The following is a 26,290-nucleotide window of genomic DNA, read 5'->3' as shown; positions in this document are numbered from 1 at the left end:
TCCGCCCGCAGCCTTCCGTCTGACGCGATCCGGACCAGCGCGCGTTCCGACGTCCCACCCCAACCCGCGAGGATCATTTCATGGCCAAGAAGCCTGCATTGCCCAAAGCATCCGCGAAAAACTCCGGCAAAATGACGCCTCCCGACCTTGTCGGCGCCGATGTGGGAGGCGAGTCTCCTCGGAAGGCTTCGCCCGTGCCCGGGGACGCCGCGATCAGCTTTTCCTATGGCGAGAGCCAGGGCGGCGGCGGCGAGACTCACCAGGTCGCGGAGGGGGATGTCGCTGTCCTGACGACGCAGCAGGGCATCCCGGTCTCGGACGACCAGAACAGCCTGAAGCAGGGCGCGCGTGGTCCGACCCTGCTCGAGGACTTTCACTTCCGCGAGAAGATCTTCCACTTCGACCATGAGCGCATTCCCGAGCGGGTCGTTCATGCGCGCGGGTATGGCGCGCATGGTTATTTCGAGCTGACGGACAGTCTGTCCGATGTGACGCGGGCAGACATTTTCCAGCGCGTGGGCGAGCGCACGCCGGCGTTCGTGCGCTTCTCGACAGTCGCCGGCTCCAAGGGCTCGTTCGATCTTGCCCGCGACGTGCGCGGTTTCGCAGTCAAGGTCTACACGCAGGAAGGCAATTGGGATCTGGTCGGCAACAACATCCCGGTCTTCTTCATCCAGGACGCGATCAAATTCCCCGACCTCGTCCATTCGGCCAAGCCCGAGCCGGACCGCAATTTTCCGCAGGCGCAGACGGCGCATGACAATTTCTGGGATTTCATCAGCCTGACCCCCGAAAGCTTCCACATGATCATGTGGACGATGTCCGATCGGGCCATTCCGCGCTCCTATCGGACGATGGAAGGGTTCGGTGTCCACACCTTCCGTCTGCTCGATGCCGACGGCAAATCGACCTTCGTCAAATTCCACTGGAAGCCAAAGCAGGGCCTGCAGTCGGTGGTCTGGAACGAGGCCGTCAAGATCAACGGCGCCGATCCGGACTTCCATCGGCGCGACCTGTGGGACGCGATCAATGGGGGCGACTTCCCCGAGTGGGAGCTGGGCGTGCAGCTCTTCGACGACGCGTTCGCCGACAGCTTCGATTTCGACATTCTCGACGCGACCAAGATCATCCCCGAGGAGCTCGTTCCGATCCGGGTGGTCGGGCGGCTTGTGCTGGACCGGGTGGTCGACAATTTCTTCGCCGAGACCGAGCAGGTCGCCTTCTGCACGCAGAACGTCCCGCCCGGCATCGACTTCTCGAACGATCCGCTGCTGCAGGGCCGGAATTTCTCCTATCTCGACACGCAAATCAAACGCCTGGGCGGCCCCAACTTCACGCACATCCCCATCAATGCGCCCAAATGCCCGATGGCCCATTTTCAGCAGGACGGCCACATGGCGATGCGCAACCCGATCGGGCGCGTGAACTATGAGCCGAACAGCTGGGGCGCCACTCAAGGCGGACCGCGCGAGGATCCGGTGCGCGGAGCGATCGCTTTCGCCGAAACCGCCGAAGGGCCGAAGCAGCGCGTTCGCTCGGATAGTTTCGCCGATCATTACAGCCAGGCGCGCCAGTTCTTCATCAGCCAGACGCCCATCGAGCAGAAGCATATCGGCGACGCGCTGGTGTTCGAGCTGTCGAAGGTCGAAAGGCCCGACATCCGCTCCCGCACCGTCTCGCACTTGCTCAACATCGATGCCAGGCTCGCCGCGACCGTTGCGGATGGCCTTGGTCTCGCCCTCCCCGATCCGGCAGTCGCCGCTCGTCCCACGATCACCGATCTCCCGGCGTCAGACAAGCTGAGCATTGTCAAGAATGGCCCGGCCAGCTTCAGAGGACGCAAGCTCGGCATGCTGTTGAGCGACGGCGCCGACGCCGCGATTTTCGCCGCGCTGATCAAGGCGGTCGATGCCGAGGGCGCGGTCTATGAGGTCATCGCTCCCAAGATCGCCGGGGTGACGCTGTCGGATGGCACGACCGTCGCGGCCAAGCACAAGATCGATGGCGGTCCCTCGGTCCTGTTCGATGCCGTCGCGGTCCTGGTCTCGAGCGAGGGCGCGGCCCTCCTGGCGCTCGACGCTGCCGCAAAGGACTTCGTCACCGATGCCTTCGCCCACTGCAAATATATCGGCGTCGGCGCTGAAGCCGAACCGATCTTCGCCGCAGCCGGGATTGCGGACAAGCTCGATGAAGCCTGTTTGCCCCTCGGCAAAGCCGCCGACGCGAAAAACTTCATCGAGGCTTGCCGTGCCCTGCGCTTCTGGCCGCGCGAACTGACCGTCGACCTCGACGCACAGCCCTCCGCTTGACGGTGAAGCGGCGTCGCCTCGGCCAGATCGTTGCGGATCGTGGTCGCGGCGACGCCCCTTCGCCCACGACGTGGCTGCTCTGATGTCGATCCGAGCTTATGCGGTCCACGCAAATGCGGCCTAGTTTGGTGCAATCCAGGCGTCGGCGCGTTTTTCCGGACGAATATAGATGGACGTCAGTTCGGGAAATGCAGCCTTCAATTCGGCCTCGATCGCTTCGATCAAATTCTCTCCTTCTCCCATGGTGAGCGCATCCTCGAAGTCGGCGCTGATCGCGACGAAGACGGCGTCGGGCGCCGTGTGGATCGTGCGGATGTGGTTGACGGCGGTGATCTGGGGCCGGCCGTCAATCGCTTTCCACAACTGCTCTATAAGCAGCGGGTCGGCGCTCTCCCCGATCAGCAACCCCTTGGCCTCACGCGCAAGCAAGACCGCAACGAGCGCGAGGACGAGTCCGATCACCACGGATGCGATACCGTCGATCCGTGGATCGCCATAATGGTGGCTGGCCCATATGCCGAACCCCGCGACAACGAGGCCGAGGAGAGCCGCGCTATCCTCGAACAGGACGATGAACCCCGCCGGATCCTTCGAGCGGCGCACGGACTGCCACCAGCCAAGACCCCCGCGCCTGGCGCCAAATTCCTTTATCGCGATCGCCCAGGATGTGCCTTCCAGCGCGAACGCGACCCCCAGCACAATATAGTTGATCAGCGGATCGCGCAGCGCCTCCGGCTTTTCGATATGAGCCCAGCCCTCATAGATGGAAGCGCCGGCGCCCACCGCGAAGATCAGGATAGCGACGACGAACGCCCAGAAATAGAGTTCACGGCCATAGCCGAAGGGATGCGACCGATCGGGTGGTCGCTTGGCGCTATGTTGCCCGTAGAGCAGCAGGAGCTGGTTGCCGCTGTCGACGACCGAATGCACACCCTCTGTGAGCATCGAGGACGAGCCCGTGATCGCCGCCGCCGCGAACTTGGCGATCGCGATGCCGAGATTGGCGGCCAGCGCGCCGTACAGCACGACATTCGCCCGGACATGATCCCATCGCGCCATGACCGCGCAACGCTCGATATGGCAAAGGGATGCCTCATGGATCGTTGGCCGGGCCGGTTCGTTGCGTCGAAAGGCGGGAGGCGGGAGGCGCGCATGTCCTGATTCCGCGCGCGAATTGCTGCCCCTCATTCCTGGCCTCATCGACCAGGCTTGCCGCGAGTCATGAGCCGGGACGGTGTGCGGCGGAACATTCCCAGACACGTCTCGTTCCCTCCCCATGGCGAAGCTCAAGGTCTTCCGAACGCCGATCGGCTTTCATGACGCCTATGTCGCCGCGCCGAGCCAGAAGGCGGCTCTGCAAGCCTGGGGGGCCGAGGCCGATCTGTTCGCACGCGGGCTGGCCGAAAAGGTCGATGATGCCGATCTGACGCGCGAGCCGCTCAGCAAGCCTGGTCAGGTCATTCGCGTGAGGCGGGGCACTGATGCCCAGCATTTTAAGGCGCTCCCCGAGCGGCGCGCCAATCCAGCACGTTCCGGCAAGAAAACGGAACAGCCGCAAGCGGGCGCGCCGACCAATCGTCGCCAGAGCGCCAGAGCGGAGAAGGCAAGGCGCTCACGGCCCAGCCGGGCGGCGGTCGATCGCGCCGAAAGGGCGATCGCGAAAATCGAGACCAGCTATCGTCAAGCACTGCAGGCGTTCGCAGAAAAGGAACGTGCGCTGAAAGACGAACGCAAGCGTCTGGCCTCCGACCATGATCGGGCCCTGCAAAAGCTGACGACGGCGCGGGACGCCGCGTTGGCGCATTATCATCGACGCGTCGAAGAATGGGCGGTGGGAGACTAGGAGGCCATTTCGGCCCTCTCAATTTATCACATTGCTCCAGATTAAAACTGCGGAGGCGAGGGGAACGTCTTTGCCACGCTGCCGTTGCATCGATGCGGCCAAATGACTGCGCCGGAGCTTTCGATCAGCGGATGATATGAGCGATCTAGACGCCTTACTCGCCAATATTACGGCCGAAAATCTCGCGCTGCGGTCCCTCCTGACCGGCCTTTTGATCGAGATGATCCGGCGCGGACATGTCGGCGTGGTCAGCAATGCCTTTAGCTATGCCAGCGCGCCTCTCGAAGGACTGACGCACTATGCACGCCCATCCCGAGATGCGCGTGAAAAAGCCAGGCAGGTCATTCAGGAACTGCGGGACGAACTGCTCGGCGTCAGCGGGACCGATCGCCCAACGGCCGCGAACGGTGGGCCGCCAGGCGCGAGTTGACCCTTTGAGCGCCGACCGCTCGCCGCTGAAGATTGGAGAATGACATGCCCCATCACAATCTCCCCGACGCGCATACGCGGCAGCCGAGCCTTGTCGGGCGCAAGGCGATCATCACGGGTGGCACGACCGGCATTGGGCGCGCCATCGCGGTACTGCTGGCCAGCGAGGGCGCCAAGGTCTTCGTCTGCGGCCGCACGCAAGCCCATCTCGAGGATGCATTGGCGCGGATCCGGGAGGTCGGCGCCGGAGACGGCATCAATGTTGATCTGGCCAGGCGCGCCGATGTCGAGCGCTTCTTCACGGCCGCGGACGATTATCTGGGCGGCCTCGACATCGCCGTGATCAACGCAGCGATTCCAGCCGACGCGCTGACCGAGTCCAGCGAGGACGATCTCGACTATCAGATCGAGGTCGACTTCAGCTCCTATCTGCGCACGACCCGCGCTGCGCTGGACCGCATGAGGAGCGGCAGCGACATCGTCCTCATCGGCTCAATGTCGGCCGTCTCGCAATCGGGCGGATCTTCCATCTACGTGGCGGCCAAGGCGGGCATCCAGGGCTTTGCGCATTCGTTGCGCCAGGAGGTCGCGGAGAAGGACATCAAGGTCGGGCTGATCGAGCCCGGCTTCACCGGCGCTGATTTCCAATATCCCGACTATCCGCCAGACAAGCAGCGCGCTGCGATCCACGACGAGACGATGCTGCGCGCCGAGGACATCGCGGTGGCGACTCACTTCATGCTGACTCAGCCTCGACGCACGGCGGTGTCGCTGATGCGTGTCGAAACGCGGCGCGAGCATCCATGACGCGCTACAATGTCGACAGGCTGGTCCTGGTCCCGGACGACATCGATCTGTCGCGCTCGCCGCTGGCCGGTCATTTGGACGCCGAGACCTATGTGCTCGGCGCCTTCAATCCGGGTCTCACGCGTCTGCCGAACGGCAATCTTCTGATCATGGTGCGGGTTGCCGAGGCGTTGCGCCATCCGATCCGCGACGGGCATGTCCACGCCATTCGCTGGGAAGCCGATGAGGGGCCCGGCCGCTACGTGCTCGACGCCTGGCCGCTCGAACATGCCGACACGGCCGACCCGCGCAAGTTCATGCTGCGCGGTGGAGGCTGGAAGATCATGGCCCTGACGTCGCTGTCCTGGCTTCTCCCGGTGGAATTGACGCCGGATGGGTTGGAACGTGTCGCGATCCATTACGAGAAGGCGATCGCGCCGCAAAACAGCCTGCAATGCTACGGCGTCGAGGATGCCCGGATCAGCAAGGTCGCGGAGCGCTGGCTGATGACGACCTGCTCGGTCAGCCCGGAGCGCCACTCGACCACGCTCTACAGCTCGGCCAACGGCTTCGACTGGACGTTCGAGGACATCGTCCTCGATCACCAGAACAAGGACATGCTGATCTTCGAGGGGCTGATCGACGGCCATTACTGGGCGCAGACGCGGCCCTTGGGGGATCTCTACTTCGCTTACCCGCCCGGCAGCGAGTGGCGTGCCGGTCCCTCGATCAACCTTGCCCACTCGCCGGACGCACTGTTCTGGAAACCGTCCGCCAGGCCCGGCATCCGTCCGCATGCCGCGACCGTCTCGACGGCGCGAATGGGCGGCGGGGCGCCGCCGGTCCTGACCGATCACGGCTGGCTGACGCTCTGGCATGGCGTCGAGCCGCACGAGATTGTCGGTATTTATCGCACCTATTGGTCCATCCTGGATCGCGATGACCCCAGCATCGTCCTGCACACCGACCATAGCCCGCTGCTCGAGGCCAACGCGAAACTCACCAAGCCGATCGAGGACCAGATGTATCTGCGCGATGTCGTGTTCACGACCGGCGTCGCCGATGGCGGCGATCATTTCATCGTCGCCTCGGGCGAGGCCGATCTCGCTTGCAGGATCACGCACATTCCCAAGACGATTTTTGCGGTCGATTGAGGCGTCAGCCCACCTCCGCGAGTTGCGAGGGCCGCAATTCATAATCCAGTTGGTCCATCCCGCATTGCGCCGGCGCCTTGTCCGGTCGCCAGCGGATCAGCGCCGTCCCGTGCCGAAATCGGCCCGCCGTCACCTGATCATAGGCGACCTCGACGACCAGCTCGGGCCTCAGCGGATGCCATTCGCTCTCGCGGCCATTGCTCCATCGGCTCGGTCCACCCGGCGCCTTGCCGGTGAAACCCGGCGGGTCGATCAGCGCTTCGAGCGTCGCGGTCAATGCCTTCCTCTCCTGGCTGCCCAAAGCTGAGGTGAACCCGACATGGTTGAGGAGGCCCGCATCGTCATACAGACCGAGAAGGAGCGACGCGACCTGCGGCCCATCCTTCGCGCGCCGGAACCCGCCGACCACGCAGTCGGCTGTGCGGCGCTGCTTCACCTTGCGCATGGCGCGCTCGCCCGACCGATAAGGTTCGTCCAGACGCTTGGCGACCACGCCATCAAGGGCACCTCCGCTGGCGGCGAGCCAGACTGCCGCTCGCGCGAGGTCGTCGGTCGCCGGCGAGAGGAGAAACGTGCGTCTACCGCAGTGGCGCGGGTCAGTGTCGGCATGGAAGTGCTCGATCGCGCGACGGCGCACTGCGAGCGGTTCGTCGATCAGGAGCCGCTCACCCAGCGCCAGGCTGTCGAACAACATGAACTGCGCCGGCGTCTCCACCGAGAGCTTGCGGATACGACTTTCCGCGGGATGAAGCCTTGCCTGCAGGGCATCGAAGGACAGGATATCGCCGACCGGCAGGATCAACTCACCGTCGATGACAAATGACTTTTCCCGCACACCAGCCAGCGCCACAACGATTTCAGGAAAGAACCGCGCCAGGGATTTCCCCGACTTGGACATGAGTTCGATCGTATCGCCGCTGCGCGAGGCGATCGCGCGAAAGCCATCCCATTTCGGCTCGAACTGCCAGCCGCCATCCTCCGGAAGCGCATCGACCAGCTTCGCCTCCATGGGGGCCGTCATGGCCAGCGGATGCGGCGTGCCCATCGCGGTCGGCGTCAGGATATTCCGGGACTGGCGATCATGCTATTCAGGCGCCTCGCCATGATCGGCGGCTTCCTCGATCGCAGCGCAGATCATGCGATGCCAGATATCGGCATCTCCCGCCGCAGCCATTGCCTGATCGGGTTCTCGCAGTGCCTTGAGCACCGCGATGGCGTCGCCTACATCGTCCTGCCATTCGATGTCGACGTCGAGCGCCGCGGACGTCACCGGGCCGTCGGCATTGGCACTCAGGCGCTGGCCAGCGAGGACACGCGCGATGCGTTCGACGAGGGGCGTGGCTGCGACTGGCATGACCTTACCCCTTTGCCCGCTGATCCTCGGGATAATCCTCGGGTGTGACCGTGCCGACATTCGGGCGGTCCTCCACATCTTCGGGCGGCTGGCCCCCCGGCGTCGAAGCGGGATCGTCCGCGCCCGGGCGGACATCGCCCAGGGGACCACGCGGAGCGGCCCGAGAGGGTTCTGCTCGATCATCCTCAGCGGCTTTTGTCATTTCGGTTTCCTGCATGTTCGCACGAAGGGTTCGTATCTGCCCAACGCACGACGCCGGAATTCTCTCCCATCATCGCCGAGGCTGAACGGCAACCTCCGCGGCAGGAGTCAGAACGAAGTCATACTGAACTTCGTGGTGAGCGCCGATCCCGTCCGGCGAGGCCGCGACCGGCTCGAACGGCACAATCAGTTCCTGCCGAACGCCAAAGACAACATCATTGTCGAGATAGTCGGCTCCGGACGGGAAAATATGCGTGACGAGGGGGATATATCCAGGGGCGCTCACGATGAAGTGAAGGTGCGCAGGGCGATAATGGGAAATCGTGGTGCGGCAGATCAGATCGCCGACCGGTCCATCCAAGGGTATTGTGTAACCGCGCGGCATGACCGTCCAGAAGTCGAATCCGCCGCGCTCGTCGGTAGACAGGATCGCCCGCAATCTTGCCTCCTCTGAGCCGAGCTGAGCTTCGTAAAACCCCTCGTGATCGGCCTGCCAGAAATCGAGAAGGGCATTCCCGATCGGAGCGCCGTCAATCCCACGCACCGAACCACGCACATGCAGACGCGCGCCATCGATGCCGTCCGCCAGATCGGATCCGCGCTCCGCCCCTGGGGAGGCATCGATATGGAATGGCCCCAACACGGTGGATGGCGTCGCATCGGCGGTGCGCGGGTCGTTGAGCATCACGGTCAGCATGCTCAGCCCAAGCACATCCGACAGCAGGATCATTTCCTGGCGTTTGTCGTCGCAGATCCGACCCGTTGCGGTGAGGAATTCGATGCCGGCCATCCATTCCGCCATGCTCGGGCGCGCTTCGCGGGCAAACGCATGAAGATGCTTCACGAGCAGTGGCAGAAGACGCGCGAGGCGGGGATCTTGCGCGGTCGACCAGCGCCGCATGGCCTCGGCAGTGATCTCCTGCTCGGTCGTGAGGGACATCCCGATCTCCTTACGAAATTCCGGTCTTGCGGGGGGCGGTTTCCCTGAGGAACAGCGCGATGACGAACCCCAGGACCAGACTGGCGATCGTGAAGCCGAATACGTGCTGGATGCCGCTCGAAGCCGCTATCCGGCCGGCGATGACGGGCGCCACGCCGCCGCCGAATATTTCGCCGGCGCCAATGACCAGACCGGCGGCGGAAGCGACCATGCCAACGGGCGCCGCTTCCGCTGCGACCGGCCCCGCCAGGATGGCCAGCGCGGAGAAATTGAACAGCGCCGCGAAGAACAGCAGCCAGAACAGCGTGGCGAGACTGCCCGCACCGGCCTGCGTAAAGAGATAGGTGAAGATCGCCGCGAGGATATAGGATGCCAGCGTCACCAGCTTGCGGCCGAAGAAGTCGGACAGGGCGGGCATGGCGAACTGCCCGATGCAGCCGCCAAAACCGATGGCGGATGTGACGAACCCCATGTCCTGCAGCGACAGGTGCAGATAGTCCGTCAGATAGTTGGGCATCATGGCGCCCATGACGAAGACCCCGCCCATCGCGCACATCAGGGTGAACATGGCGAGGGGGAGGTTGCGATGCCGGAACAGATCGACGAAGCCGGCGCGCGCGAGGGGCGCGCCGTCCGCCACGTGATGCGCAGGTTCCCGAACCAGGAAGAACATGGCGGCCGCCATGACCAGGCCCGGAATACCAACCAGCATGAAAACCGTGCGCCAGTCGGTGACCAGCAGCAACTGGGTGGCGATGATCGGTCCGATCGCATTGCCGAACAGCGAAATCATGCACTGGAATATGCCGTTGTTCATGCCGCGCCGTTTCGGGTGCGAGGCTTCCACCGCCACTGCGACACCCGTTGAAGCGACCGGCCCTTCGGCAAGTCCCATGACAGCGCGGATCAGCAGCAGGCTCACCAGGCCGCCCGCCATGCCGGAAAAGGCGGACATGAGGGAAAAGATGATCACGGCAGGGATCAGAACCTTGCGGCGGCCGATCCGGTCGGACAGAAGGCCCATCGCAAAAGCGGATATTCCCCAGAAAATGGCCAGAATCCCGACCAGATTGCCAAGATCCTGATAGCTGAGGTCCAGCTCTTTCATGAAGGCCGGGAACAGCACCGGCAGAATGAAGCGATCCAGACCGACCAGACCGAACGTCAGGCTGAGGACCAGGATGATCTTCCACTCATAGCTGGTGTCCCAGCCCTTGCGACCAGTCTCGTGCTGCATGCCCCCTCCCGGCTATTATAGACGCCAGATCGCTGCCTGGCATTTCTCCATTGGCGGGGATTTATCGGTTCTTTGTGTCCGAACCCTCCCCTTGGCTGCCAGTACTACCAGCAGGCCCGGAGGACGTCGATCCCCCGCCGCTCAAGAAGCCGCCAGGCACTGGAGGTGCGCCCGCAATCACGCATGCCTGCCGGAAACGGATTTCGGAGCCAGCCGGCGTGTCAGCAGCGCCGTGCCGCCGCCCCTTTAGATTCCCGCATACCATTCATAACCCGCGACATCCTCCCAGAAGCCGCCCTTGCCGCCACGGATATGCGCGAGATCGGCGACGGCCTCGATACGGGAGAGATATTTGGCGTGCTTGTAGCCCAGATGCCGCTCGACCCGCAGGCGCAACGGCGCGCCGTTGCGCACTTCGAGCGGCTGCTCGTTGAGTGCGAAGGCGAGGATAGTCTGGGGATGGAAGGCGTCGACCAGGTCGATGCTCTCATAATAGCCCTGCCCCGGACCTTGGCCCATCTCGTCCAGACAATGGAAGACGAGATAGCGCGCGTTGGTGTGCAGCCCGGCCGCATCTAGCACAGTCCTGAGCGGCACGCCGCGCCAGGTGCCGATCGCGCTCCAGCCCTCGACGCAATCGTGGCGCGTGGTCTGGACGCGCTGCGGCATCGCGTGAAGTTGGGCGAGGCTCACCGACAAGGGTCGGGCAACGAGGCCATCGACGCGCAGGCGCCAGTCAGCGAACTTGCCACGCCACAGCGCCTTGTAGGCGTCCGTGCCCGGATTGAGCGTGCCATTGCCGCGGAAATGCGGTGAGCGCTGGTCGGCGCGAAACTCGTGGGCCAGCGCCTCGCGGTCCTGCAGCGAGCGCTGCAGCCATTTGTGCATATTCTCCGCTGAGAAAAGCGCCTTGCGGAAGCGCTCGTCATTGCCGAGCTTGTCGCAGGCCGCGAGCAAAGTCGCGGCGCTGGCGGTCAGCCCGGTGAGCAGGGCGCGGCGACTGACGATGGGGCTGTTGGGCGCCTTGTCGCGAGGATCGCTCATGCCTCGCGCTCCGGTTCGCGCCGCTCGGGCGGCAGGCGATACCAGCCGGTAATCATCGAGCGCAGCTCGTTGACCGGCCCGGCCAGAACGACCATCAGGATATGGACAAGGAAGAAGGCGACCAGCGCCCAGGCGGTGATGAAATGGATCGACCGCGCCGACTGCCGCCCGCCGAACAGATCGACCAGCCAGGGCCACGCCGCGTCCATGCCCGGCGACATGGTGAGGCCGGTCAGGATGATCAGCGGCAGCGCGACGAAGATGACGCCGATATAGCTCGCCTTCTGCAGCACATTGTAGCGCAGCGCCGCCTCCCCCGTCGGGAAACGCAGCCGCGCATGCGCCTTGATGTCGTGCCAGACATGCGCGGGCTTGAGCTCGCCCTTGCGAAACGCCAGATCGCGCGCGATGTGGCGGTTGACCAGGCTCCAGAGCATGTAGGCGAGCAGGGCGAAGGCGAAGAGCAAGGCGAAGGCGAGATGCCAGTGGCGCGAGAAAGCCAGGTCATAATGCCCCGGCAAGGTCCAGCGCGCGCCGAAGCGGCTCAGCTCCAGCCAGGGCTTGTCGAAATTAGCGCCATAGTGCCCCCAATAGAGCCGGGGATGCGCATTGAAGATGCCGAGGCCACTGGTGAACAGCACATAGAGGCACAGCGCATTGGTCCAGTGCCACAGCCGCGTCGAGAGCCGGTGGCGCTTGACCAGCGACGTCGGGGCATTCTTATCGCTGGCCATGGCTGTCCTTGTTTTCCATGTCTGCTATGCGCCTGTCCTGAAGCGGTGATTACCCCATAGCTACGCAAGCGGCCAGCCTTTGGATGCAGGGCTGCGCGTGAAGGAGGAACGAGTGAACGAGCGCCTGTTCCACAGTTACCGCCCGGCCGAGGGCCATGGCCTCGCCCACGATCCGCTCAACAGCCTGGTCGCACCGCGTCCGATCGGCTGGATCGGCAGTATCAGCGGCGCGGGCGTGCCGAATCTCGCGCCTTACAGCTTCTTCAACCTGTTCTGCTATCGCCCGCCGATCGTCGGCTTCTCCTCGGGCGGCGAGAAGGACAGTGTGGTGAATGCGCGTGACACCGGCGAATTCACCTGGAACCTCGTCAGCCGCGACCTCGCCGAGGCGATGAACGCCAGCTCGGCCAGCGTCGGGCCGGAGGTCGACGAATTCGATCTTGCCGGACTCGACATGCTGCCCGGCGTCGATGTGCGTGCGCCGCGCGTGGCGGCCGCGCCGGTCCAGTTCGAATGCAAGGTCACCGAGATCCGCTATCTGAAGACGCTGGCGGGGACGGACAGCAGCAACGTCATGGTGTTCGGCGAAGTCGTGCGCATCCATATCGACCCCGCGCATATCGTCGAGGGCACCTATCGGACGATCAGCGCGGCGCCAGTGGCGCGCGGCGGCGGCACGGCGGACTATTTCGAGATCGGCCCGGATACGCTGTTCCACATGACCCGGCCGCGCTGACGCGCCTCAGCCGTAGACGCGCAGGAAGAAGACCAGAGTCGTCGCGCCGGTGACGATCAACGTCCACCAGCGCACCATCGCGCTTTTGAGCCTGCGCCCCACCAGCGCGCCGAGCCAGCCCCCGGCGATAGCGCCGATCAGCATCGGCAGGCAGGCGCTCCAGGCGACCAGGCCGAACATCATGAAGATCAACGCGGCGGCGAGATTGGCGACGGCAAGCATGAGCGTGCGCATCGCGAACACTTCACGCGGGGCGATATTGGCGAGCAGGCCGTAGGTCGCGGTCGCCATCAGGCCGGCGCCGCCACCGAAATAGCCGCCATAAATGCCAAGGATCGCCTGCGCGGTGAACAGTGTGCCTCGCCCGATGGTCACCCGCGCATGCAGCCAGTCCGCCGCGCGCCGCCCGAACGCCATGACCAGGAAGGCGAAGAGCAGCAGCCAGGGGATGATGACGTCGAACGCCTTGCTGGGCGTCAGCACGAGCAGCAGGCTGCCCACCAGCCCCGCGACGAAGGTGATGACCAGCAGCACCCGCCAGTCGATGCCCGCGACCGGGCCGACCTCGTCCCGATAGGCCCAGCTGCTCGCCGCCGCGCCGGGCAGCAGCGCGACGTTGGAGGTCGCGTTGGCGATGTTGGCGGGCAGGCCGAGGGCGATCAGTGCGGGCAGGGTCGCGAAAGTGCCGCCGCCCGCCAGCGCATTCATCGTGCCGCCAAGCAGGCCGGCACCGGCGGCGAGGGCAAGAGTCGAAAAGTCCACCACCTCTCCCCCTTAGCGCGGCACTTGCACTTGTCGAGCAAAGCCGCGACGCGGAAACTGGCGGAAATGTTTCGCGGTATGTCCAGGTCGGCGATGCCATTCGCCTCGAACATGCGCTCACGCCCCAAATCTGCATCTCGGCGGAATATCAGCGCACCAAATATGAGCAGAATGTCGGCGGCCACGATGCGGGTCTGGTCGGCCTGGGCTTCCGTTCCCGAGGAGGAAACGGAAGAGGGGCGGCCACTGCCCCACCAAAGGAGGGCGGTCGGGCACGGCCGTCCTCTACCTTTGTAGAGCCCCTCCCTTTCAAGGGAGGGGAAGGGGGTGGGTGTCGCGCACCGATCTGCAACCCTCCCGCCCCACCCCAACCCCTCCGCTGAAGGGGAGGGGCTAAGAAATTAACCCAGCGCCGCCTGCTTCTCCTCCGCCAGCCGGTCCAGCTCCGCCCGGCTCTTCTTCTCGCTCGCGGATTTAAGCTGGCCGCAGGCCGCCATGATGTCGCGGCCGCGCGGCGTGCGCACCGGCGCGGAGATGCCGGCTTCGAACACGATCTCCGAGAAACGCTTGATCCGCGCCGGATCAGAGCATTCATAGATGGCACCGGGCCAGGGATTGAACGGGATCAGGTTCACTTTGGCAGGCAGCTTGTAGTGCTTGATCAGCCGGACCAGCTCGCGGGCATCCGCGTCGCTGTCATTCTTGTCCTTGAGCATCACATATTCGAAGGTGATGCGCCGGGCATTGTTCGCCTTGGGATAATCGGCGCAGGCCTGGAGCAGCTCCTCGAGCCCATATTTGCGGTTGAGCGGCACGATCTCGTCGCGAATTTCCTTGGTCACCGCGTGCAGCGAGACGGCGAGATTGACGCCGATCTCCTCGGCCGCCCGCGCCATCATCGGCACGACGCCGCTGGTCGAGAGGGTGATGCGGCGCTTGGAGAGGGCGAGGCCGTCGCCATCCATCACGACCTTGAGCGCATCGCGGACATTGTCGAAATTATAGAGCGGCTCGCCCATGCCCATCATGACGATGTTGGTGAGCAGGCGCCCGTCGCTGGTATATTGGGGCGCGTCGTCGTCCTCATCCCCAAATTCGTCGGCATCGGCGGGCGCGCCCGCAATGCCCATATTACCCTTGGGCCACTCGCCCAGGGCGTCGCGCGCGAGCATGACCTGGCCGACAATCTCGCCCGGCGTCAGGTTGCGCACGAGGCGCATCGTGCCGGTGTGGCAGAAGCGGCAATTGAGCGTGCAACCCACCTGCGAGGAGACGCAGAGCGTTCCCCGATCCGCGTCCGGGATGAAGACCATCTCATAGTCCTGCCCGTCGTCCGAACGGAGCAGCCATTTGCGCGTGCCGTCCGAGGAGACCTGCGCCTCCACGACATTGGGCCGGCCGACGATGAAGCGCTCGGCCATCCACGCCCGCATCGGCTTGGCGAGATCGGTCATCACCTCGAAATCGGTGACGCCGCGATGATAGAGCCAATGGAACAGCTGCTTGGAGCGCAGCTTGGCCTGCTTGTCGTCAAGCCCGGCGGCGGAAAGCTCGGCGCGGATCTGCACGCGCGAAAGCCCGAGCAGGTCGACGCGCCCATCTTCGCGCGGCGTGATCGCGCGCGGCACGGGCACGGGGTCGATGTGGCCGGGGATCGGCATCAGATTCGCAGCTTCAGGCATGGCGGCGCATATAGGGGAAGACGGGCCGGTTTGGAAGGTGGCCGCCTCTTTCCTCCCCATCGCAGATGGGGAGGGGGACCGCCGAAGGCGGTGGAGGGGAGTCGCCGACGGGCGATGGCGCTCCATTTCCCCTCCACCAGCTTCGCTGGTCCCCCTCCCCAAGCAAGCTTGGGGAGGAAAGAAACAGCTACTTGGTGAACCGCTTGAAATAACTGCTCTCGTTCCAGCTCGGCCGCACCGGATTGTCGGCGATGTGGCGGACCAGCGCCGTCACATAATCCGCCATCCTGACGCCCTCCGCCTTCAGCACCGGCTGGTCGAGCTGGTCCTGCGGCGAATGATAGATGTTCGCTCGCCACGCTCTCTCGGTGATTTCTTCCGGCGTGCCGCGCGTGAAGCCATATTTGGGAAAGAGCGCCGGGATGCCCTGGCGGATGAAGCTGTACTGGTCCGAGCGCGTGAAGGCGTTGCGGTCGGGCAGCGGATCGGGAAGCACACCGAGACCCATGCTCTCCGCCACAGCCTTCGCGTCCGCGCCGAGCGAGCTTTCCTCGAAACCGAGCGGCGAGACGCTGGTCAGCGCGAAGATCGGCAGCGGCATATCGAGATTGACGTCGGCGACGATCGATCCGGCCGGCACCGTCGGCCGCCGCGCGAAATAGCGCGAGCCCAGAAGGCCCTTCTCTTCCGCCGTCACGATGGCGAGGATGACCGAGCGCCTGGGATGCTTGCCCTTGACCAGCACCTTGGCCGCCTCAAGGACGCTGGCGACGCCGATCGCGTTGTCGAAGGTGCCGTTATAGATGGTGTCGCCCTTGATCGGCTCGCCGACACCGAGCCCGTCGAGATGGGCGGAGAGCACGACATACTCGCCCTTGAGCTTGCGGTCGCTGCCGGGGATCAGCCCGATGACGTTGGCGCCGTGCACCGGCTTGGTCTGCGTCGTGATCCTCGCGGCGAAACGCCCGATGAGCGGAAAGACCGGCACCGGCTGCGAGGCATCGGACAGCGCCGCCACCTCGGCGAATGTATGGCCCGATCCGGCGAACAGCGCCTCGGCTCGTGCGGGCGAGAGCGTCGCCGACAGGAAGGGCGTCGATACCTCGCGCATCGCCGGGTCGGCGAGATACATGGAGGACTGGTAGCTGTTGCTCACCTGCCGCTCCCAGACGATCTCGACCTGCTTGGGCGTCGTCAGCGAGATGATGCCGAGCGCGCCCCGCTCGGCCAGCAGCTTGGCGCGGTCGGCGCGCGCATCCGACTTGAGCGCACCGGAGATGCTGGCCGGGCCGCCCGAGAGGACGACGACGATCTTGCCCTTGACATCCAGCCCCGCGAAATCGTCGTGCCCCGCTTCGGGAATGGAGAGGCCATAGCCGGCGAACACCAACGGCGCCTCGATCGTCGGCGGCATCGCCGTGCTGCCGCGGTAGAAGAGCTCGCTCGGCACGGCGAACGGCACGTCACCGGTCGGCAGCTTGAGCGTCGCGCTGCTCGCTTTCTGGTCGAACCGCTGCTCGACGAAATCCATCGGCTGAAGATAGCCGTCCGTGCCCGCAGGCTTGACGCCGATCTTCCTGAGTTGTGCGATCACGTAGTCGGCGGCGCGGAAATAGCCGGGCGACCCGTTGAGCCGCCCTTCGTTCCCATCGTTGGAGATCGCCTCGACATGCCCCCACCAGGCATCGATCTTCGCCTGGCTCGGCTCGGGCGGACCGGCGAAGGCAGGTTGCGCAAGCGCCAGCGCGGCGAGCGCGCAGCGGCGCAAGGTCGTTCGAGTCATGCGGCACCCCCAGGCTGATTGAGCCGAGATGCTGCGGCCCGGCCGGCGCGGGAGTCAACCGCCGCTACCCATTTGTCGTATAAGGCGATCATCCTGGGCAGGCAGCGAATGTGGCCGCATTTGTCGGGCCATTCGACAGATCGCAGGGTTTCTTAGCCCCTCCCCTTCAGGGGAGGGGTTGGGGTGGGGTTGGAACATCGCGCTGATCGCTGCGCGACACCCACCCCCTTCCCCTCCCTTGAAAGGGAGGGGCTATAGGTAGCACTCATACATTGCCCGTCTCGGCTTCGCCCTGACACGAGCGATGGACACAGCACGCCGAGGCTCAGCCCTCCAGATCTCCCAGCGCCCATTCCACCGCCGCTTTCGCGTGCAGCAGCGTCGTGTCCAGCACAGGCACCAGCGCATCGCCTTCGCCAACCAGCAGACCGATCTCGGTGCAGGCCAGCACGATCGCGTCGGCGCCGTCGCCGGCCAACGTCTCCATGATCTCCTTGTAGCGCTCGCGCGAAGCTTCCTCGACGCGCCCGACGACCAGCTCCTCATAGATGATCCGGTGGACGTCACTGCGGTCCGGCTCCTCCGGCACCAGCACCTCGATGCCAGCCGCTTCCAACCGCTCCCGATAGAAGCCCTGCTCCATCGTGTAGCGCGTGCCGAGCAGGCCGATCGTCTCGATCTCCAGCTCGGCGAGCGCAATCTCCAGCGGATCGGCGATGTGCAGCAGCGGGATGTCGACCGCCGCCTCGATCGCGTCGGCGCAGCGATGCATGGTGTTGGTGCAGAGCAGGATGATCTCCGCGCCCGCCGCTTCGACGTCCTGCGCCGCCTGCGCCATCATCGCATCGAGCCCGATCCAGTCGCCGGCGCGCTGTAGCGCCTCGACCGGCCCGAAATCCACCGAGCGCAGCACCAGATCCGCCGAGGAATGGCCGCCCAGCCGCGCGCGAATGCCGGTATTGATCAGCTGATAATAGAGCGTGGTGCTTTCCCAGCTCATGCCGCCGATGAGGCCGATGCGTTTCATGGGATTGTCCTCATTTGATCCGCGCACAGCCCAGCGCCGCCGCGTCGATGGCCGTGGCTGCGCCGCGCAGGTCGTAGTGGTCGGTGAAGGTGCCGCCGGTCCTGGCCTGACCGGACACGCCCATCAGCCGGCCCGATCGCATCGCGGCGAGGATCGCGGCGTCCGCCCGGCGGTCCGCCGACCAGACGTCGGCGCCGCCGCCACGCAGGGGGAAGCGCTGATCGCCGATCGTCAGGGTCGCACCCTGGCCCGCGGCGAGTTGATGGCTGAGGCGAATATTGACCTGCCCGCGCAGCCCCCCGCGCGGCCAGTAGCCGATTGCGGCGAAGGGCCGCCAGGGCGAGGCCTCCCATCCGCCGGCGAGCGGCTGCGCGATGGCGAAGCAGCGCCCCTGATCCATGTCGCGAAACGCCCCCCAGCGCTGGAAGATGCCAAGCACGTCACGCGCATCGGCCGCCGCCGGCAGGAGCAGGGCGATGCTCGCGAGAAGGATTGTCGGGCCAGACCGGATCATGCGCGCCCGACAAAGCGCAACTCCCCGCGCAACACAAGAGCGGCGCCACGCGGGCCCGCCTTTTTGGCCACAGCACTTGCCCCCTCCGGCAATTTCGATATGGAAAGATGTTCCACGAGCGGATGCCTGATCCGACTCCAACAACCGGGTAGAGAACGGAATCCAGAGGGATGAAGGCCACAATCGAACGTGCGACGCTGCTCAAGAGCCTGGGCCATGTCCAGTCAGTCGTCGAACGGCGCAATACCATCCCGATCCTGTCCAACGTGCTGATCGACGCTTCCGCGGACGGTACGATCCGCCTGATGGCGACCGATCTCGATCTCCAGATCGTCGAGAATGTCCAGGCGCAGGTGGAGGTGGCCGGCGCCACGACCGTCTCGGCCCATACCCTGTTCGACATTGCCCGCAAGCTGCCCGAGGGAAGCCAGGTGCGCATCGAGGCCGCCGACGGCAAGATGCTGGTCCAGGCGGGCCGCGCGCGCTTCAACTTGCAGACACTGCCGCGCGATGACTTCCCGGTGATCGCCGAAGGGCCGCTGCCGACCAGCTTCGAGCTGCCCGCCACGGCGCTCGTCCAGATCATCGACAAGACGCGCTTCGCCATCTCGACCGAAGAGACGCGCTATTATCTGAACGGCATCTTCCTGCACGTTGCCGAGGATCCGGCGCCGGTGCTGAAGGCTGCCGCGACCGACGGCCACCGCCTCGCCCGCGTCACCGTCGCGCGCCCGGATGGCGCCGAGGGCATGCCGGACATCATCATTCCGCGCAAATGCATCGCGGAGTTGCGCAAGCTGCTCGACGAGGTCGACGGCAGCGTGCACATCGACCTCTCGCCGAGCAAGATCCGCTTCGACCTTGGCAATGCCGTGCTGACCAGCAAGCTGATCGACGGCACCTTCCCCGATTACAGCCGCGTCATCCCGACCGGGAACGACAAGCTGCTCAAGATCGATCCGCGCAGCTTCGAGGAAGGCGTGGACCGCGTTGCGACCATCGCGACCGAGAAGACCCGTGCCGTCAAGATGGCGGTCGAGAAGGACAAGATCACGCTCTCCGTGACCAGCCCCGAGAATGGCACGGCAGCCGAGGAAGTGCCGGGCGACTATAGCTCGGCGCCGATCGAGATCGGCTTCAACGCGCGCTATCTGCTCGACATTCTCGGCCAGATCGAGGGGGATTCGGTCGAGGTGCATCTCGCCGATGCCGCCGCGCCGACCCTGATCCGCGAGGGTGAGAAGGCGACGGCGCTCTACGTGCTGATGCCGATGCGGGTCTGAGAGGCTGGACGGATTCGAACGGTCGATCCTGGCAAGCCATCTTGCCAAACCGGCAGTCCGGATCGCCCAAAGGTCACGACAGGGTCACACGATGAGCGACGGCACATGCCGTGCGCCCGCCCGCATGCCGCTATAGGCAAGATGAGAAAGAGCCGGGGGATCGCATGCCCTCGACTCGTCATGCTTCAACGGCCTTTTCCCGCCCAATCCGGCGTTCCAACGGCCAGATCCGCCTTCATCGAAGCGGACATGGTGCGGTCTGCGAGCTCGCCCGGATCGTCAAACCGTTTGCGGGCGTGCATCGCTTAACTGACGCAATTCAGAAACAGCGATCGGACGAAAGAATCCGCATGCATGATGGGTCGCCTCTTGCCCAGTCGGGAATTTCATAAAACTCTATGTACTGCTGTGATATTCTAAATATCTCAAATATAGTTAATAGTTTTTATACCATAAATTCTAACGAATTCTTTTCTGCAAATCTAAAAACAAGATCAATTGATGGAACATATCCGATATTGGATTGTTACAATAAAAATACTTGCGGGAAGTGTCTTTAAACAGGGGAGAGATCATGGGTTATTCAAGCCCAAAATCCTTTCACGACATTCGCCGCTATATCCGCTTCCCTACCGATTTCAGGGCAGTGCTTCATTGGGACGACGAGTTCGCTGCTGTCGAGATCGCGGATATCTCGGACGGCGGTATACGGTTCATCGGCAACGAACTGCCAGCTGTCGGCAGCATTGTCCGGATCGGCGCAAGGAACCTCGACGAGCGCGGTCGGGTGATGTGGCGGACACGCCATGGCTGCGGCGTCCTGCTGACGCGTCGGATCAATGCATTGTCAGTCGTCCGCGCCAACTGCTTCCCCACCCCGCGCCGCGAAGGGCGCGAGCGGCCTGCATGGTCCGATCCGCACACGCCACTGCCTGAAATTCTCTCGGACATCTTCCTGGACGAAGAGGGTATTCGCGATTTCATCAACCGCCCGGTCTCGGCGCCCGCTTTCGCCTCCCTTCCCGATCGCGGCCGCAGCCCGTAGGTTGCGGCCGCCGGCCACGGAGAGCGGCGAGCGGACGGCAGCAAATTCCGGAAGTTCATCGACTGGCTCTTCGCCGAGCCTAACCCCTGCTCGCCGTCACCATATCCTCGACCCGCACGAATTTCTCGCGCGGCGAGCCGGCCCGTGCGCGCTCAATCTCGGCGAGGTCGATCTTCTGCCACTCGCGGAACGTGACGATGGCGAGCCCGCGCGCGGCGATCAGCGCGTCGAGTCCCGCGCGGCCCTGCTTGCCGGCCGCTTGCGGCTGGTCCCTGGCGATTTCCTCCGCGATCAGGAAGCCATCGGGCTTGTTGGTGCCGATCGTGCCGGTCGGCCCGCGTCGCGCCCAGCCGACGCAATAGAGGCCGGGCTGGATGCGGCCGTCGACATTGGCGAAGCGGCCACGCTGCTCGTCATAGGGCACGTCCGGGATCGGCGAGGTGCGATAGCCGATGCAACTGATGATCATGTCCGCCGGGATCGCCCGAATCTCGCCAGTACCGACCGCCTCGCCATTGGCACCCAGTTGCGTCCGCTCGACGATAAGTCGCTCGGCATGGCCGTTCCCCTCCACCCGCACCGACTGGACGAAGAAGGTGAAGCGGACCGGCAATGCCTTGGCCTCCTCCGTCCGCGCGAACTCGCGCAGCAGCGCGACCGACTTGCGCTGCCCCGGCTCCAGCACGGCGTCGCTTTCGGGCGGCGGTAGGTCGGCCGGATCGACATGGACCGAGGCGCGCTCGAGATGCCCGAGCTCGCCCAGCTCCTTGGGCGTCATCGCGATCTGCTGCGGCCCGCGCCGGCCAAGGATGCTGATGGAGCGCGGCTGCGCGCCGGTCAGCGCCGCATGGGCATGGCCGACAATGTCGCTGCCCTCGAACTCGGCCGCGCTCTTGGCGAGGATGCGCGCGCAATCCAGCGCGACATTGCCGTTGCCGATGATGACGACATCCGCGCCATCGATCGCCGGCGCGAGCTCCGCGAAATCGGGATGGCCATTGTACCAGCCGACGAAGGCAGCGCTGCCGATCACGCCCGGCAGGTCATCGCCGGGAACGCCGAGCGGCTTGTCCGACGGCGCGCCGGTCGCCAGCACGACCGCGTCATACAGCGCAAGCAGCTCCGGAATGCTGACATCCTGGCCGATGCCGAGCTTGCCGACGAAGCGGACATTGTCGGTCAGCGCCACGGCTTCATAACGCCGCGAGACCGCCTTGATCGACTGATGGTCCGGCGCGACGCCCGAACGGATGAGGCCGAAGGGCACCGGCAGCCGGTCGATGATGTCGATCTGGACCGCCTCGCCAAATTCCTTCTGGCAGGCTTCGGCCGTGTAGTAGCCGGCCGGTCCGGACCCGATGATGGCGATATGGCGCATGGCGGGCTCTCCTGCGGACTCGGGCGCTGTGCCATCGTTCCGGCACCGCCAGCCTAGTCCGGCATGCGCCCCGCGCAAGAGCGGAATTGGCGCACGGGCGTCGGCCGGATCTCGTCGCGCGCATGTAAAATCATCCGCTCGCGGGCGACCGGTAACGCTTCTGCAAGGGGTGCCGTGGCATCGGCGCGGCATGAGCATCGTCCGTCCCAAGACGCCATCGAAACCGGACAATCGACCGGATTGGTATGCCATGATCGGTGCCGCCGACGAGCGGGACGGCGACGCGCTCGAGGCCCTGGCACGCGCCATCCGCCTCATCTCGACGAGCTGGCCGCTGCTCATGGTCGCCCGCGCCGTTCTGCTCTGTCAGGCGATCGGCTGGTCCCAGATCAGCTCCATGATACCGGAGCGGGATTTCCTCGTCTTTCTGGGCGCCTTGACGTTCATCGACGCGGCGATCCTGACGGTACCGCGCCTGCCCGCCTTCGCACGATTGTCGCCCAATCAGCAGCTCATCATCGCCGCGCCGTTCATCGGCTTGTCGAGCGCCCTGTTCACAACCTCCGCCGCTGCCATATTGGGCAGCATCGCGTTCAAGCTCATGGTCGTGACCCTGACGCCCGCCTTGCTCGCCGTCGCCATCTTCGGGCGCCAGCGCATCCTCAGCATGGCGTACGGGCTGGGCGGCATCATCGCCTTCATCGGCAATATCCCCGTCATCGCGCTGGTCACCCCGCTCCTCATCTTCGCGGCGGGCGTCCTGATCATCATGGCGGTGGAATATCGGATCAGCCGCCGCGCGACGGCCCATGTCCGCCAGAGCGGCCTGACCGGAGATCAGGCCAAGGCGTTCCTCGTCGATCTCGAGCAATCGGGGCGCAGCTGGTTCTGGGAGACCGACCGCATGGGCCATGTGAGCTATGTGTCGGACACGCTCGCGGCGCAGATCGGCCGCAAGGCGCAGGACGTGATCGGCTTGCCCTTCTCCAGCCTCATCGCGCAGCCCAAGCCCGACGCGCCCAGCGAGGGGCAGCGCACGCTCGGCTTCCATTTCTCCGCACGCACCAGCTTCACCGAACTGCAGGTCGAGGCGGCGGACAGCCGCGAGGAGCTCTGGTGGTCGATCTCCGGCCAGCCGGTGGTGACCCCGTTTGGCCAGTTCCTCGGCTTCCGCGGCAGCGGCGCGGACCTCACGGAGATGCGCCGCTCGCAGGCCGAAATCGCGCGGCTTGCCAGCTTCGATTCCCTCACCGGCCTCGCCAATCGCGTCCAGATGCTCAACACGCTGGAGCAGGCGGTCAATGGCAAGCGCGGCATGTACAATGAGTGTGCGCTGCTCCTGCTCGATCTCGATCGCTTCAAGGAAGTGAATGACACGATGGGCCACCCGGCCGGCGACGCGCTGCTGCGCCAGGTCGCGCAACGGCTGCTGCGCCTGATCGGCACCAGCGGCAAGGTCGGCCGCCTGGGCGGCGACGAGTTCAAGATCGTGCTGCCGAGCATGTCCGACCAGATGGAGCTCACCAAGCTCGCCCAGTCGATCATCCACACCGTCTCGCAGCCTTATTCGATCGACGGCAGCCAGGTCATCATCGGCGTCTCGATCGGCATCGCCATCGCGCCGACCGACGGCACCAACACCGAGACGCTGACCCGCAACGCCGATCTCGCCCTCTATGCCGCCAAGGCGGACGGTCGCGGCGCCTTCCGCTTCTACGCATCGGCCATGCATGCCGACGCCGAGGATCGCCGCCAGCTGGAGCAGGATCTGCGCCATGCCCTGGTCGTCGGCGGACTGTATCTGGAATATCAACCGGTCGTCTGCGCGAGCACGGAGCGCATCACCGGCTTCGAGGCGCTGGTCCGCTGGCACCACCCGTCGAGGGGGCCGATCTCGCCCTCGATCTTCATCCCGATCGCCGAAGAGGCGGGTCTCATCGGCGCGCTGGGCGAGTGGGTGCTGCGCACCGCCTGCAGCGAGGCCACGCGTTGGCCGGACGGTACGCGCGTCGCGGTGAATGTCTCGCCGATCCAGTTCGCCAACCCGGCGCTGCCCTCGCTGGTCATGAGCGCACTCGCCAATGCCGGCCTGTCGGCGAGCCGGCTCGAGCTGGAGATCACCGAAGGCGTGTTCCTGGCCGACGGCTCGAACACCGATGGCATGTTCGCGGCGCTCAAGAGCATCGGCGTGCGCCTTGCGCTCGACGATTTTGGCACCGGCTATTCCGCGCTGGGCTATCTCAAGACCGCGCCGTTCGACAAGATCAAGATCGACCAGAGCTTCGTGCGCGGCGCCGCGATCAAGGGCAGCCGCAATGCCGCGATCGTGAAGTCGATCGTCAGCCTGGCCGAGGCGCTCGGCATGGAGACGACGGCCGAGGGGGCCGAGACCCTCGACGAGCTGGCGCTGATCCGCTCGCTCGGCTGCAGCCACGTCCAGGGCTATGTCTATGGCCGTCCGGCCAGCGTGGAAGAGACGATGGCCCTGCTCGACAACGGCACGGGCCGTGCCCAGGCCGCCGGCCACAAGGCGAGCCGCAAGCCGCGCATGACCATGTTGCGCTCGGTCATGCTCGGGCATGACGGCCATGCCTATCCCGGACGCATCCGCAACGTCTCGCCGAACGGCGCGATGATCGAGGGCCTGCTGGACGTTCCACCGGGGACGGTCTTCCTGATCGAACTGGGCAAGGACTATGTCGTGAGCGGCACGTGCCGCTGGTCGCAGGGCGACCGGATGGGCATCGAGTTCGAGATGGCGATCGACATCGAGCGCGTCCGTGCGCCCGTCGAGCGCGACAAGGATGTCGAGCAGAAGCGCGCCGCCGCGGTCGATGCGGTCGATTTCTACCGCGACAAATGGAAAGAAGCGAGCTGACGTCGCTGCCTGACCTGCCCATATCGACAGAGTGACGCGCGCCCGATATGGCTCGTCGGTGTGAGCAATCTGGAGATCATCGCCGTCATCCTGGGATTGGCGAACATCCTCCTGATCGTCCGGCGAAGCCTCTGGAACTATCCGCTCGGCATCGCGATGGTGTCGCTCTATTTTCTCATCTTCCTCGAGGCCAAGCTCTACAGCGACATGCTGCTGCAGCTCTTCTTCCTCGCGCTCAACGTCTATGGCTGGCTCAACTGGAACAATGCGCGCACGCAGGATGCGGGCGTACCGGTGCGCTGGCTCGGGCGGCGCGGATTTCTGATCTGGGCGAGCGGGGCCATCGCGGCGAGCCTCGGCTGGGGCCTGCTCATGCACAAGCAGACCGATGCGGCCTTCCCCTATTGGGATGCCAGTGTCGCGATGTGCAGCGTCCTTGCGCAGCTCCTGCTGGCGCGGCGTTACATCGACAACTGGATCTGGTGGATCATCGTGGATGCGCTCGCCATTCCGCTTTACTGGCAGAAGGGACTGCAGCTGACCTCTGGCCTCTACGGCGTCTTCCTGCTGATCTCGGTCGCGGGCCTCATCGAATGGATCCGCACCCGGCGCCGGATCGCGGCGGCATGAGCCTGCCCAGCGTCGTTCTCCACGGCCCGGAAAGCACGGGCAAGTCCACGCTCTGCGCGCGCCTCGCGGCGCATTATGGCACCGTCTGGCTGCCCGAATATGGCCGCACCTATTGCGAGGAGCATGGCACGGACCTCGGCCCCGCCGATCTGATCGCGATCATGGACGGCCATGTCGCAGCTCGGCGTGCGCTGGAGCCGCAGGCGCATGGCCTGCTCATCCAGGATACCGACCCGGTGATGACCGCAGCCTGGAGCATGATGCTGTTCGGCCATCGCATCGCGGCGCTGGACGCCTTTGCCGAGGTCGGCCAGCTCTACCTGCTGATGGACATCGACCTGCCCTGGATCGGCGATGACGTCCGCATGTTCCCGGACCGCGGCGATCAGGAACGCTTCTTCGCGCTATGTCGGGCCGAGCTCGACCGGCGGCATCTTCCTTACGTCCTGATCTCCGGCGGCGAGGCGGAGCGGTTCGCCGGCGCGTGCGATACGATCAAGCGCGCCGGCCTCGCGCCGAACCCCGGGATTTCCTGAGACGG

Annotated in this window: 24 protein-coding genes; 11 read left to right on the top strand and 13 right to left on the bottom strand. The window is 65.0% G+C overall.

The window, feature by feature from the left end:
* Window positions 1-131: 131 nt before the first annotated feature.
* Entirely contained in the window at window positions 132-2,309 is a 2,178-nt protein-coding gene (katE, locus tag KK488_RS07435) for a catalase (protein ID WP_250890162.1), read from the top strand.
* A 120-nt stretch (window positions 2,310-2,429) separates the two neighbouring features.
* Here the strand turns inward: katE and KK488_RS07430 are convergent, their stop codons facing one another.
* Window positions 2,430-3,368, bottom strand: coding sequence for a cation diffusion facilitator family transporter (locus KK488_RS07430; RefSeq protein WP_214622518.1), 939 nt, complete (start codon window positions 3,366-3,368; stop codon window positions 2,430-2,432).
* A gap of 217 nt (window positions 3,369-3,585) precedes the next feature.
* Between KK488_RS07430 and KK488_RS07425 the strand changes: the two genes are divergently transcribed.
* From KK488_RS07425 to KK488_RS07410, 4 genes are all read left to right on the top strand, one after another.
* The gene (locus KK488_RS07425) at window positions 3,586-4,152 is read left to right on the top strand and encodes a hypothetical protein (RefSeq protein WP_214622517.1); all 567 of its coding nucleotides are present in this window, start codon (window positions 3,586-3,588) and stop codon (window positions 4,150-4,152) included.
* 136 nt (window positions 4,153-4,288) lie between these two features.
* Entirely contained in the window at window positions 4,289-4,582 is a 294-nt protein-coding gene (locus KK488_RS07420; protein WP_214622516.1) for a hypothetical protein, read from the top strand.
* A 44-nt stretch (window positions 4,583-4,626) separates the two neighbouring features.
* Window positions 4,627-5,388 carry an SDR family oxidoreductase gene (locus tag KK488_RS07415; protein ID WP_214622515.1) on the top strand — a complete coding sequence of 254 codons (762 nt, stop codon included), beginning with the start codon at window positions 4,627-4,629 and terminating at the stop codon, window positions 5,386-5,388.
* Window positions 5,385-6,521 carry a glycoside hydrolase family 130 protein gene (locus tag KK488_RS07410; protein ID WP_214622514.1) on the top strand — a complete coding sequence of 379 codons (1,137 nt, stop codon included), beginning with the start codon at window positions 5,385-5,387 and terminating at the stop codon, window positions 6,519-6,521. Before KK488_RS07415 ends, KK488_RS07410 begins: the two co-directional genes overlap by 4 nt.
* Before the next feature lie 4 nt (window positions 6,522-6,525).
* On the opposite strand, the gene KK488_RS07405 is transcribed toward KK488_RS07410, so the two are convergent.
* From KK488_RS07405 to KK488_RS07380, 6 genes are all read right to left on the bottom strand, one after another.
* Window positions 6,526-7,542: an ATP-dependent DNA ligase gene (locus KK488_RS07405; RefSeq protein ID WP_250890161.1), complete on the bottom strand. Its 1,017-nt coding sequence runs from the start codon at window positions 7,540-7,542 to the stop codon at window positions 6,526-6,528.
* A 63-nt stretch (window positions 7,543-7,605) separates the two neighbouring features.
* Window positions 7,606-7,875, bottom strand: a complete 270-nt coding sequence (locus KK488_RS07400) for a hypothetical protein (protein WP_214622512.1) — start codon at window positions 7,873-7,875, stop codon at window positions 7,606-7,608.
* A gap of 271 nt (window positions 7,876-8,146) precedes the next feature.
* Window positions 8,147-9,016 (bottom strand): dioxygenase family protein, encoded by an 870-nt coding sequence (locus KK488_RS07395; RefSeq protein ID WP_214622511.1) that lies wholly within the window; start codon window positions 9,014-9,016, stop codon window positions 8,147-8,149.
* Between the two features lie 10 nt (window positions 9,017-9,026).
* Window positions 9,027-10,253, bottom strand: a complete 1,227-nt coding sequence (locus KK488_RS07390) for an MFS transporter (RefSeq protein WP_214622510.1) — start codon at window positions 10,251-10,253, stop codon at window positions 9,027-9,029.
* A gap of 246 nt (window positions 10,254-10,499) precedes the next feature.
* Window positions 10,500-11,297 (bottom strand): molybdopterin-dependent oxidoreductase, encoded by a 798-nt coding sequence (locus tag KK488_RS07385; RefSeq protein ID WP_214622509.1) that lies wholly within the window; start codon window positions 11,295-11,297, stop codon window positions 10,500-10,502.
* Entirely contained in the window at window positions 11,294-12,031 is a 738-nt protein-coding gene (locus KK488_RS07380) for a cytochrome b/b6 domain-containing protein (protein WP_214622508.1), read from the bottom strand. The genes KK488_RS07385 and KK488_RS07380 overlap by 4 nt, the downstream gene beginning before the upstream one ends.
* A 112-nt stretch (window positions 12,032-12,143) precedes the next feature.
* Here KK488_RS07380 and KK488_RS07375 point away from each other — a divergent pair, with 112 nt between their 5' ends.
* Complete coding sequence (locus tag KK488_RS07375) at window positions 12,144-12,767, top strand: flavin reductase family protein (RefSeq protein ID WP_214622507.1); 624 nt, start codon at window positions 12,144-12,146, stop codon at window positions 12,765-12,767.
* Between the two features lie 6 nt (window positions 12,768-12,773).
* Here KK488_RS07375 and KK488_RS07370 read toward each other — a convergent pair whose 3' ends face one another.
* From KK488_RS07370 to KK488_RS07350, 5 genes are all read right to left on the bottom strand, one after another.
* The gene (locus tag KK488_RS07370) at window positions 12,774-13,529 is read right to left on the bottom strand and encodes a sulfite exporter TauE/SafE family protein (protein WP_214622506.1); all 756 of its coding nucleotides are present in this window, start codon (window positions 13,527-13,529) and stop codon (window positions 12,774-12,776) included.
* A 401-nt stretch (window positions 13,530-13,930) separates the two neighbouring features.
* The gene (rlmN, locus tag KK488_RS07365) at window positions 13,931-15,211 is read right to left on the bottom strand and encodes a 23S rRNA (adenine(2503)-C(2))-methyltransferase RlmN (RefSeq protein WP_214622505.1); all 1,281 of its coding nucleotides are present in this window, start codon (window positions 15,209-15,211) and stop codon (window positions 13,931-13,933) included.
* Window positions 15,212-15,398: 187 nt separating this feature from the next.
* Window positions 15,399-16,994: a M28 family metallopeptidase gene (locus tag KK488_RS07360; RefSeq protein WP_214622504.1), complete on the bottom strand. Its 1,596-nt coding sequence runs from the start codon at window positions 16,992-16,994 to the stop codon at window positions 15,399-15,401.
* 325 nt (window positions 16,995-17,319) lie between these two features.
* Window positions 17,320-18,021, bottom strand: a complete 702-nt coding sequence (locus KK488_RS07355; RefSeq protein ID WP_214622503.1) for an aspartate/glutamate racemase family protein — start codon at window positions 18,019-18,021, stop codon at window positions 17,320-17,322.
* Window positions 18,022-18,031: 10 nt separating this feature from the next.
* Window positions 18,032-18,535, bottom strand: coding sequence for a hypothetical protein (locus tag KK488_RS07350; RefSeq protein WP_214622502.1), 504 nt, complete (start codon window positions 18,533-18,535; stop codon window positions 18,032-18,034).
* A gap of 170 nt (window positions 18,536-18,705) precedes the next feature.
* On the opposite strand from KK488_RS07350, the gene dnaN reads away from it, so the two are divergent.
* Window positions 18,706-19,818, top strand: a complete 1,113-nt coding sequence (gene dnaN, locus KK488_RS07345) for a DNA polymerase III subunit beta (RefSeq protein ID WP_214622501.1) — start codon at window positions 18,706-18,708, stop codon at window positions 19,816-19,818.
* Between the two features lie 550 nt (window positions 19,819-20,368).
* Window positions 20,369-20,863 carry a PilZ domain-containing protein gene (locus tag KK488_RS07340; RefSeq protein ID WP_349356862.1) on the top strand — a complete coding sequence of 165 codons (495 nt, stop codon included), beginning with the start codon at window positions 20,369-20,371 and terminating at the stop codon, window positions 20,861-20,863.
* Between the two features lie 79 nt (window positions 20,864-20,942).
* Here the strand turns inward: KK488_RS07340 and KK488_RS07335 are convergent, their stop codons facing one another.
* Window positions 20,943-22,241, bottom strand: a complete 1,299-nt coding sequence (locus KK488_RS07335) for an FAD-dependent oxidoreductase (protein WP_214622499.1) — start codon at window positions 22,239-22,241, stop codon at window positions 20,943-20,945.
* 190 nt (window positions 22,242-22,431) lie between these two features.
* Here KK488_RS07335 and KK488_RS07330 point away from each other — a divergent pair, with 190 nt between their 5' ends.
* The 3 genes from KK488_RS07330 to KK488_RS07320 are packed head-to-tail and all read left to right on the top strand — an operon-like array spanning window position 22,432 to window position 26,285.
* Complete coding sequence (locus KK488_RS07330) at window positions 22,432-25,119, top strand: EAL domain-containing protein (RefSeq protein WP_214622498.1); 2,688 nt, start codon at window positions 22,432-22,434, stop codon at window positions 25,117-25,119.
* A gap of 60 nt (window positions 25,120-25,179) precedes the next feature.
* Window positions 25,180-25,749: a nicotinamide riboside transporter PnuC gene (gene pnuC, locus KK488_RS07325; protein ID WP_214622497.1), complete on the top strand. Its 570-nt coding sequence runs from the start codon at window positions 25,180-25,182 to the stop codon at window positions 25,747-25,749.
* Window positions 25,746-26,285 carry an AAA family ATPase gene (locus KK488_RS07320; protein ID WP_250890160.1) on the top strand — a complete coding sequence of 180 codons (540 nt, stop codon included), beginning with the start codon at window positions 25,746-25,748 and terminating at the stop codon, window positions 26,283-26,285. Before pnuC ends, KK488_RS07320 begins: the two co-directional genes overlap by 4 nt.
* The last annotated feature ends 5 nt before the right edge of the window (window positions 26,286-26,290 follow it).

Source organism: Sphingobium nicotianae (assembly GCF_018603885.1).
Classification (GTDB): domain Bacteria; phylum Pseudomonadota; class Alphaproteobacteria; order Sphingomonadales; family Sphingomonadaceae; genus Sphingobium; species Sphingobium nicotianae.
The sequence above is the reverse complement of the archived record's forward strand: the minus strand, read 5'-3'. Positions and strand labels throughout refer to the sequence as shown.

What these genes read in the sequence shown, in the direction of transcription:
- katE (WP_250890162.1), top strand. Translation starts at nt 132, where the DNA reads ATGACGCCTCCCGACCTTGTCGGCGCCGATGTGGGAGGCGAGTCTCCT.
- KK488_RS07430 (WP_214622518.1), bottom strand. Translation starts at nt 3,368, where the DNA reads ATGGCGCGATGGGATCATGTCCGGGCGAATGTCGTGCTGTACGGCGCG.
- KK488_RS07425 (WP_214622517.1), top strand. Translation starts at nt 3,586, where the DNA reads ATGGCGAAGCTCAAGGTCTTCCGAACGCCGATCGGCTTTCATGACGCC.
- KK488_RS07420 (WP_214622516.1), top strand. Translation starts at nt 4,289, where the DNA reads ATGAGCGATCTAGACGCCTTACTCGCCAATATTACGGCCGAAAATCTC.
- KK488_RS07415 (WP_214622515.1), top strand. Translation starts at nt 4,627, where the DNA reads ATGCCCCATCACAATCTCCCCGACGCGCATACGCGGCAGCCGAGCCTT.
- KK488_RS07410 (WP_214622514.1), top strand. Translation starts at nt 5,385, where the DNA reads ATGACGCGCTACAATGTCGACAGGCTGGTCCTGGTCCCGGACGACATC.
- KK488_RS07405 (WP_250890161.1), bottom strand. Translation starts at nt 7,542, where the DNA reads ATGACGGCCCCCATGGAGGCGAAGCTGGTCGATGCGCTTCCGGAGGAT.
- KK488_RS07400 (WP_214622512.1), bottom strand. Translation starts at nt 7,875, where the DNA reads ATGCCAGTCGCAGCCACGCCCCTCGTCGAACGCATCGCGCGTGTCCTC.
- KK488_RS07395 (WP_214622511.1), bottom strand. Translation starts at nt 9,016, where the DNA reads ATGTCCCTCACGACCGAGCAGGAGATCACTGCCGAGGCCATGCGGCGC.
- KK488_RS07390 (WP_214622510.1), bottom strand. Translation starts at nt 10,253, where the DNA reads ATGCAGCACGAGACTGGTCGCAAGGGCTGGGACACCAGCTATGAGTGG.
- KK488_RS07385 (WP_214622509.1), bottom strand. Translation starts at nt 11,297, where the DNA reads ATGAGCGATCCTCGCGACAAGGCGCCCAACAGCCCCATCGTCAGTCGC.
- KK488_RS07380 (WP_214622508.1), bottom strand. Translation starts at nt 12,031, where the DNA reads ATGGCCAGCGATAAGAATGCCCCGACGTCGCTGGTCAAGCGCCACCGG.
- rlmN (WP_214622505.1), bottom strand. Translation starts at nt 15,211, where the DNA reads ATGCCTGAAGCTGCGAATCTGATGCCGATCCCCGGCCACATCGACCCC.
- KK488_RS07360 (WP_214622504.1), bottom strand. Translation starts at nt 16,994, where the DNA reads ATGACTCGAACGACCTTGCGCCGCTGCGCGCTCGCCGCGCTGGCGCTT.
- KK488_RS07355 (WP_214622503.1), bottom strand. Translation starts at nt 18,021, where the DNA reads ATGAAACGCATCGGCCTCATCGGCGGCATGAGCTGGGAAAGCACCACG.
- KK488_RS07350 (WP_214622502.1), bottom strand. Translation starts at nt 18,535, where the DNA reads ATGATCCGGTCTGGCCCGACAATCCTTCTCGCGAGCATCGCCCTGCTC.
- dnaN (WP_214622501.1), top strand. Translation starts at nt 18,706, where the DNA reads ATGAAGGCCACAATCGAACGTGCGACGCTGCTCAAGAGCCTGGGCCAT.
- KK488_RS07335 (WP_214622499.1), bottom strand. Translation starts at nt 22,241, where the DNA reads ATGCGCCATATCGCCATCATCGGGTCCGGACCGGCCGGCTACTACACG.
- KK488_RS07330 (WP_214622498.1), top strand. Translation starts at nt 22,432, where the DNA reads ATGAGCATCGTCCGTCCCAAGACGCCATCGAAACCGGACAATCGACCG.
- KK488_RS07320 (WP_250890160.1), top strand. Translation starts at nt 25,746, where the DNA reads ATGAGCCTGCCCAGCGTCGTTCTCCACGGCCCGGAAAGCACGGGCAAG.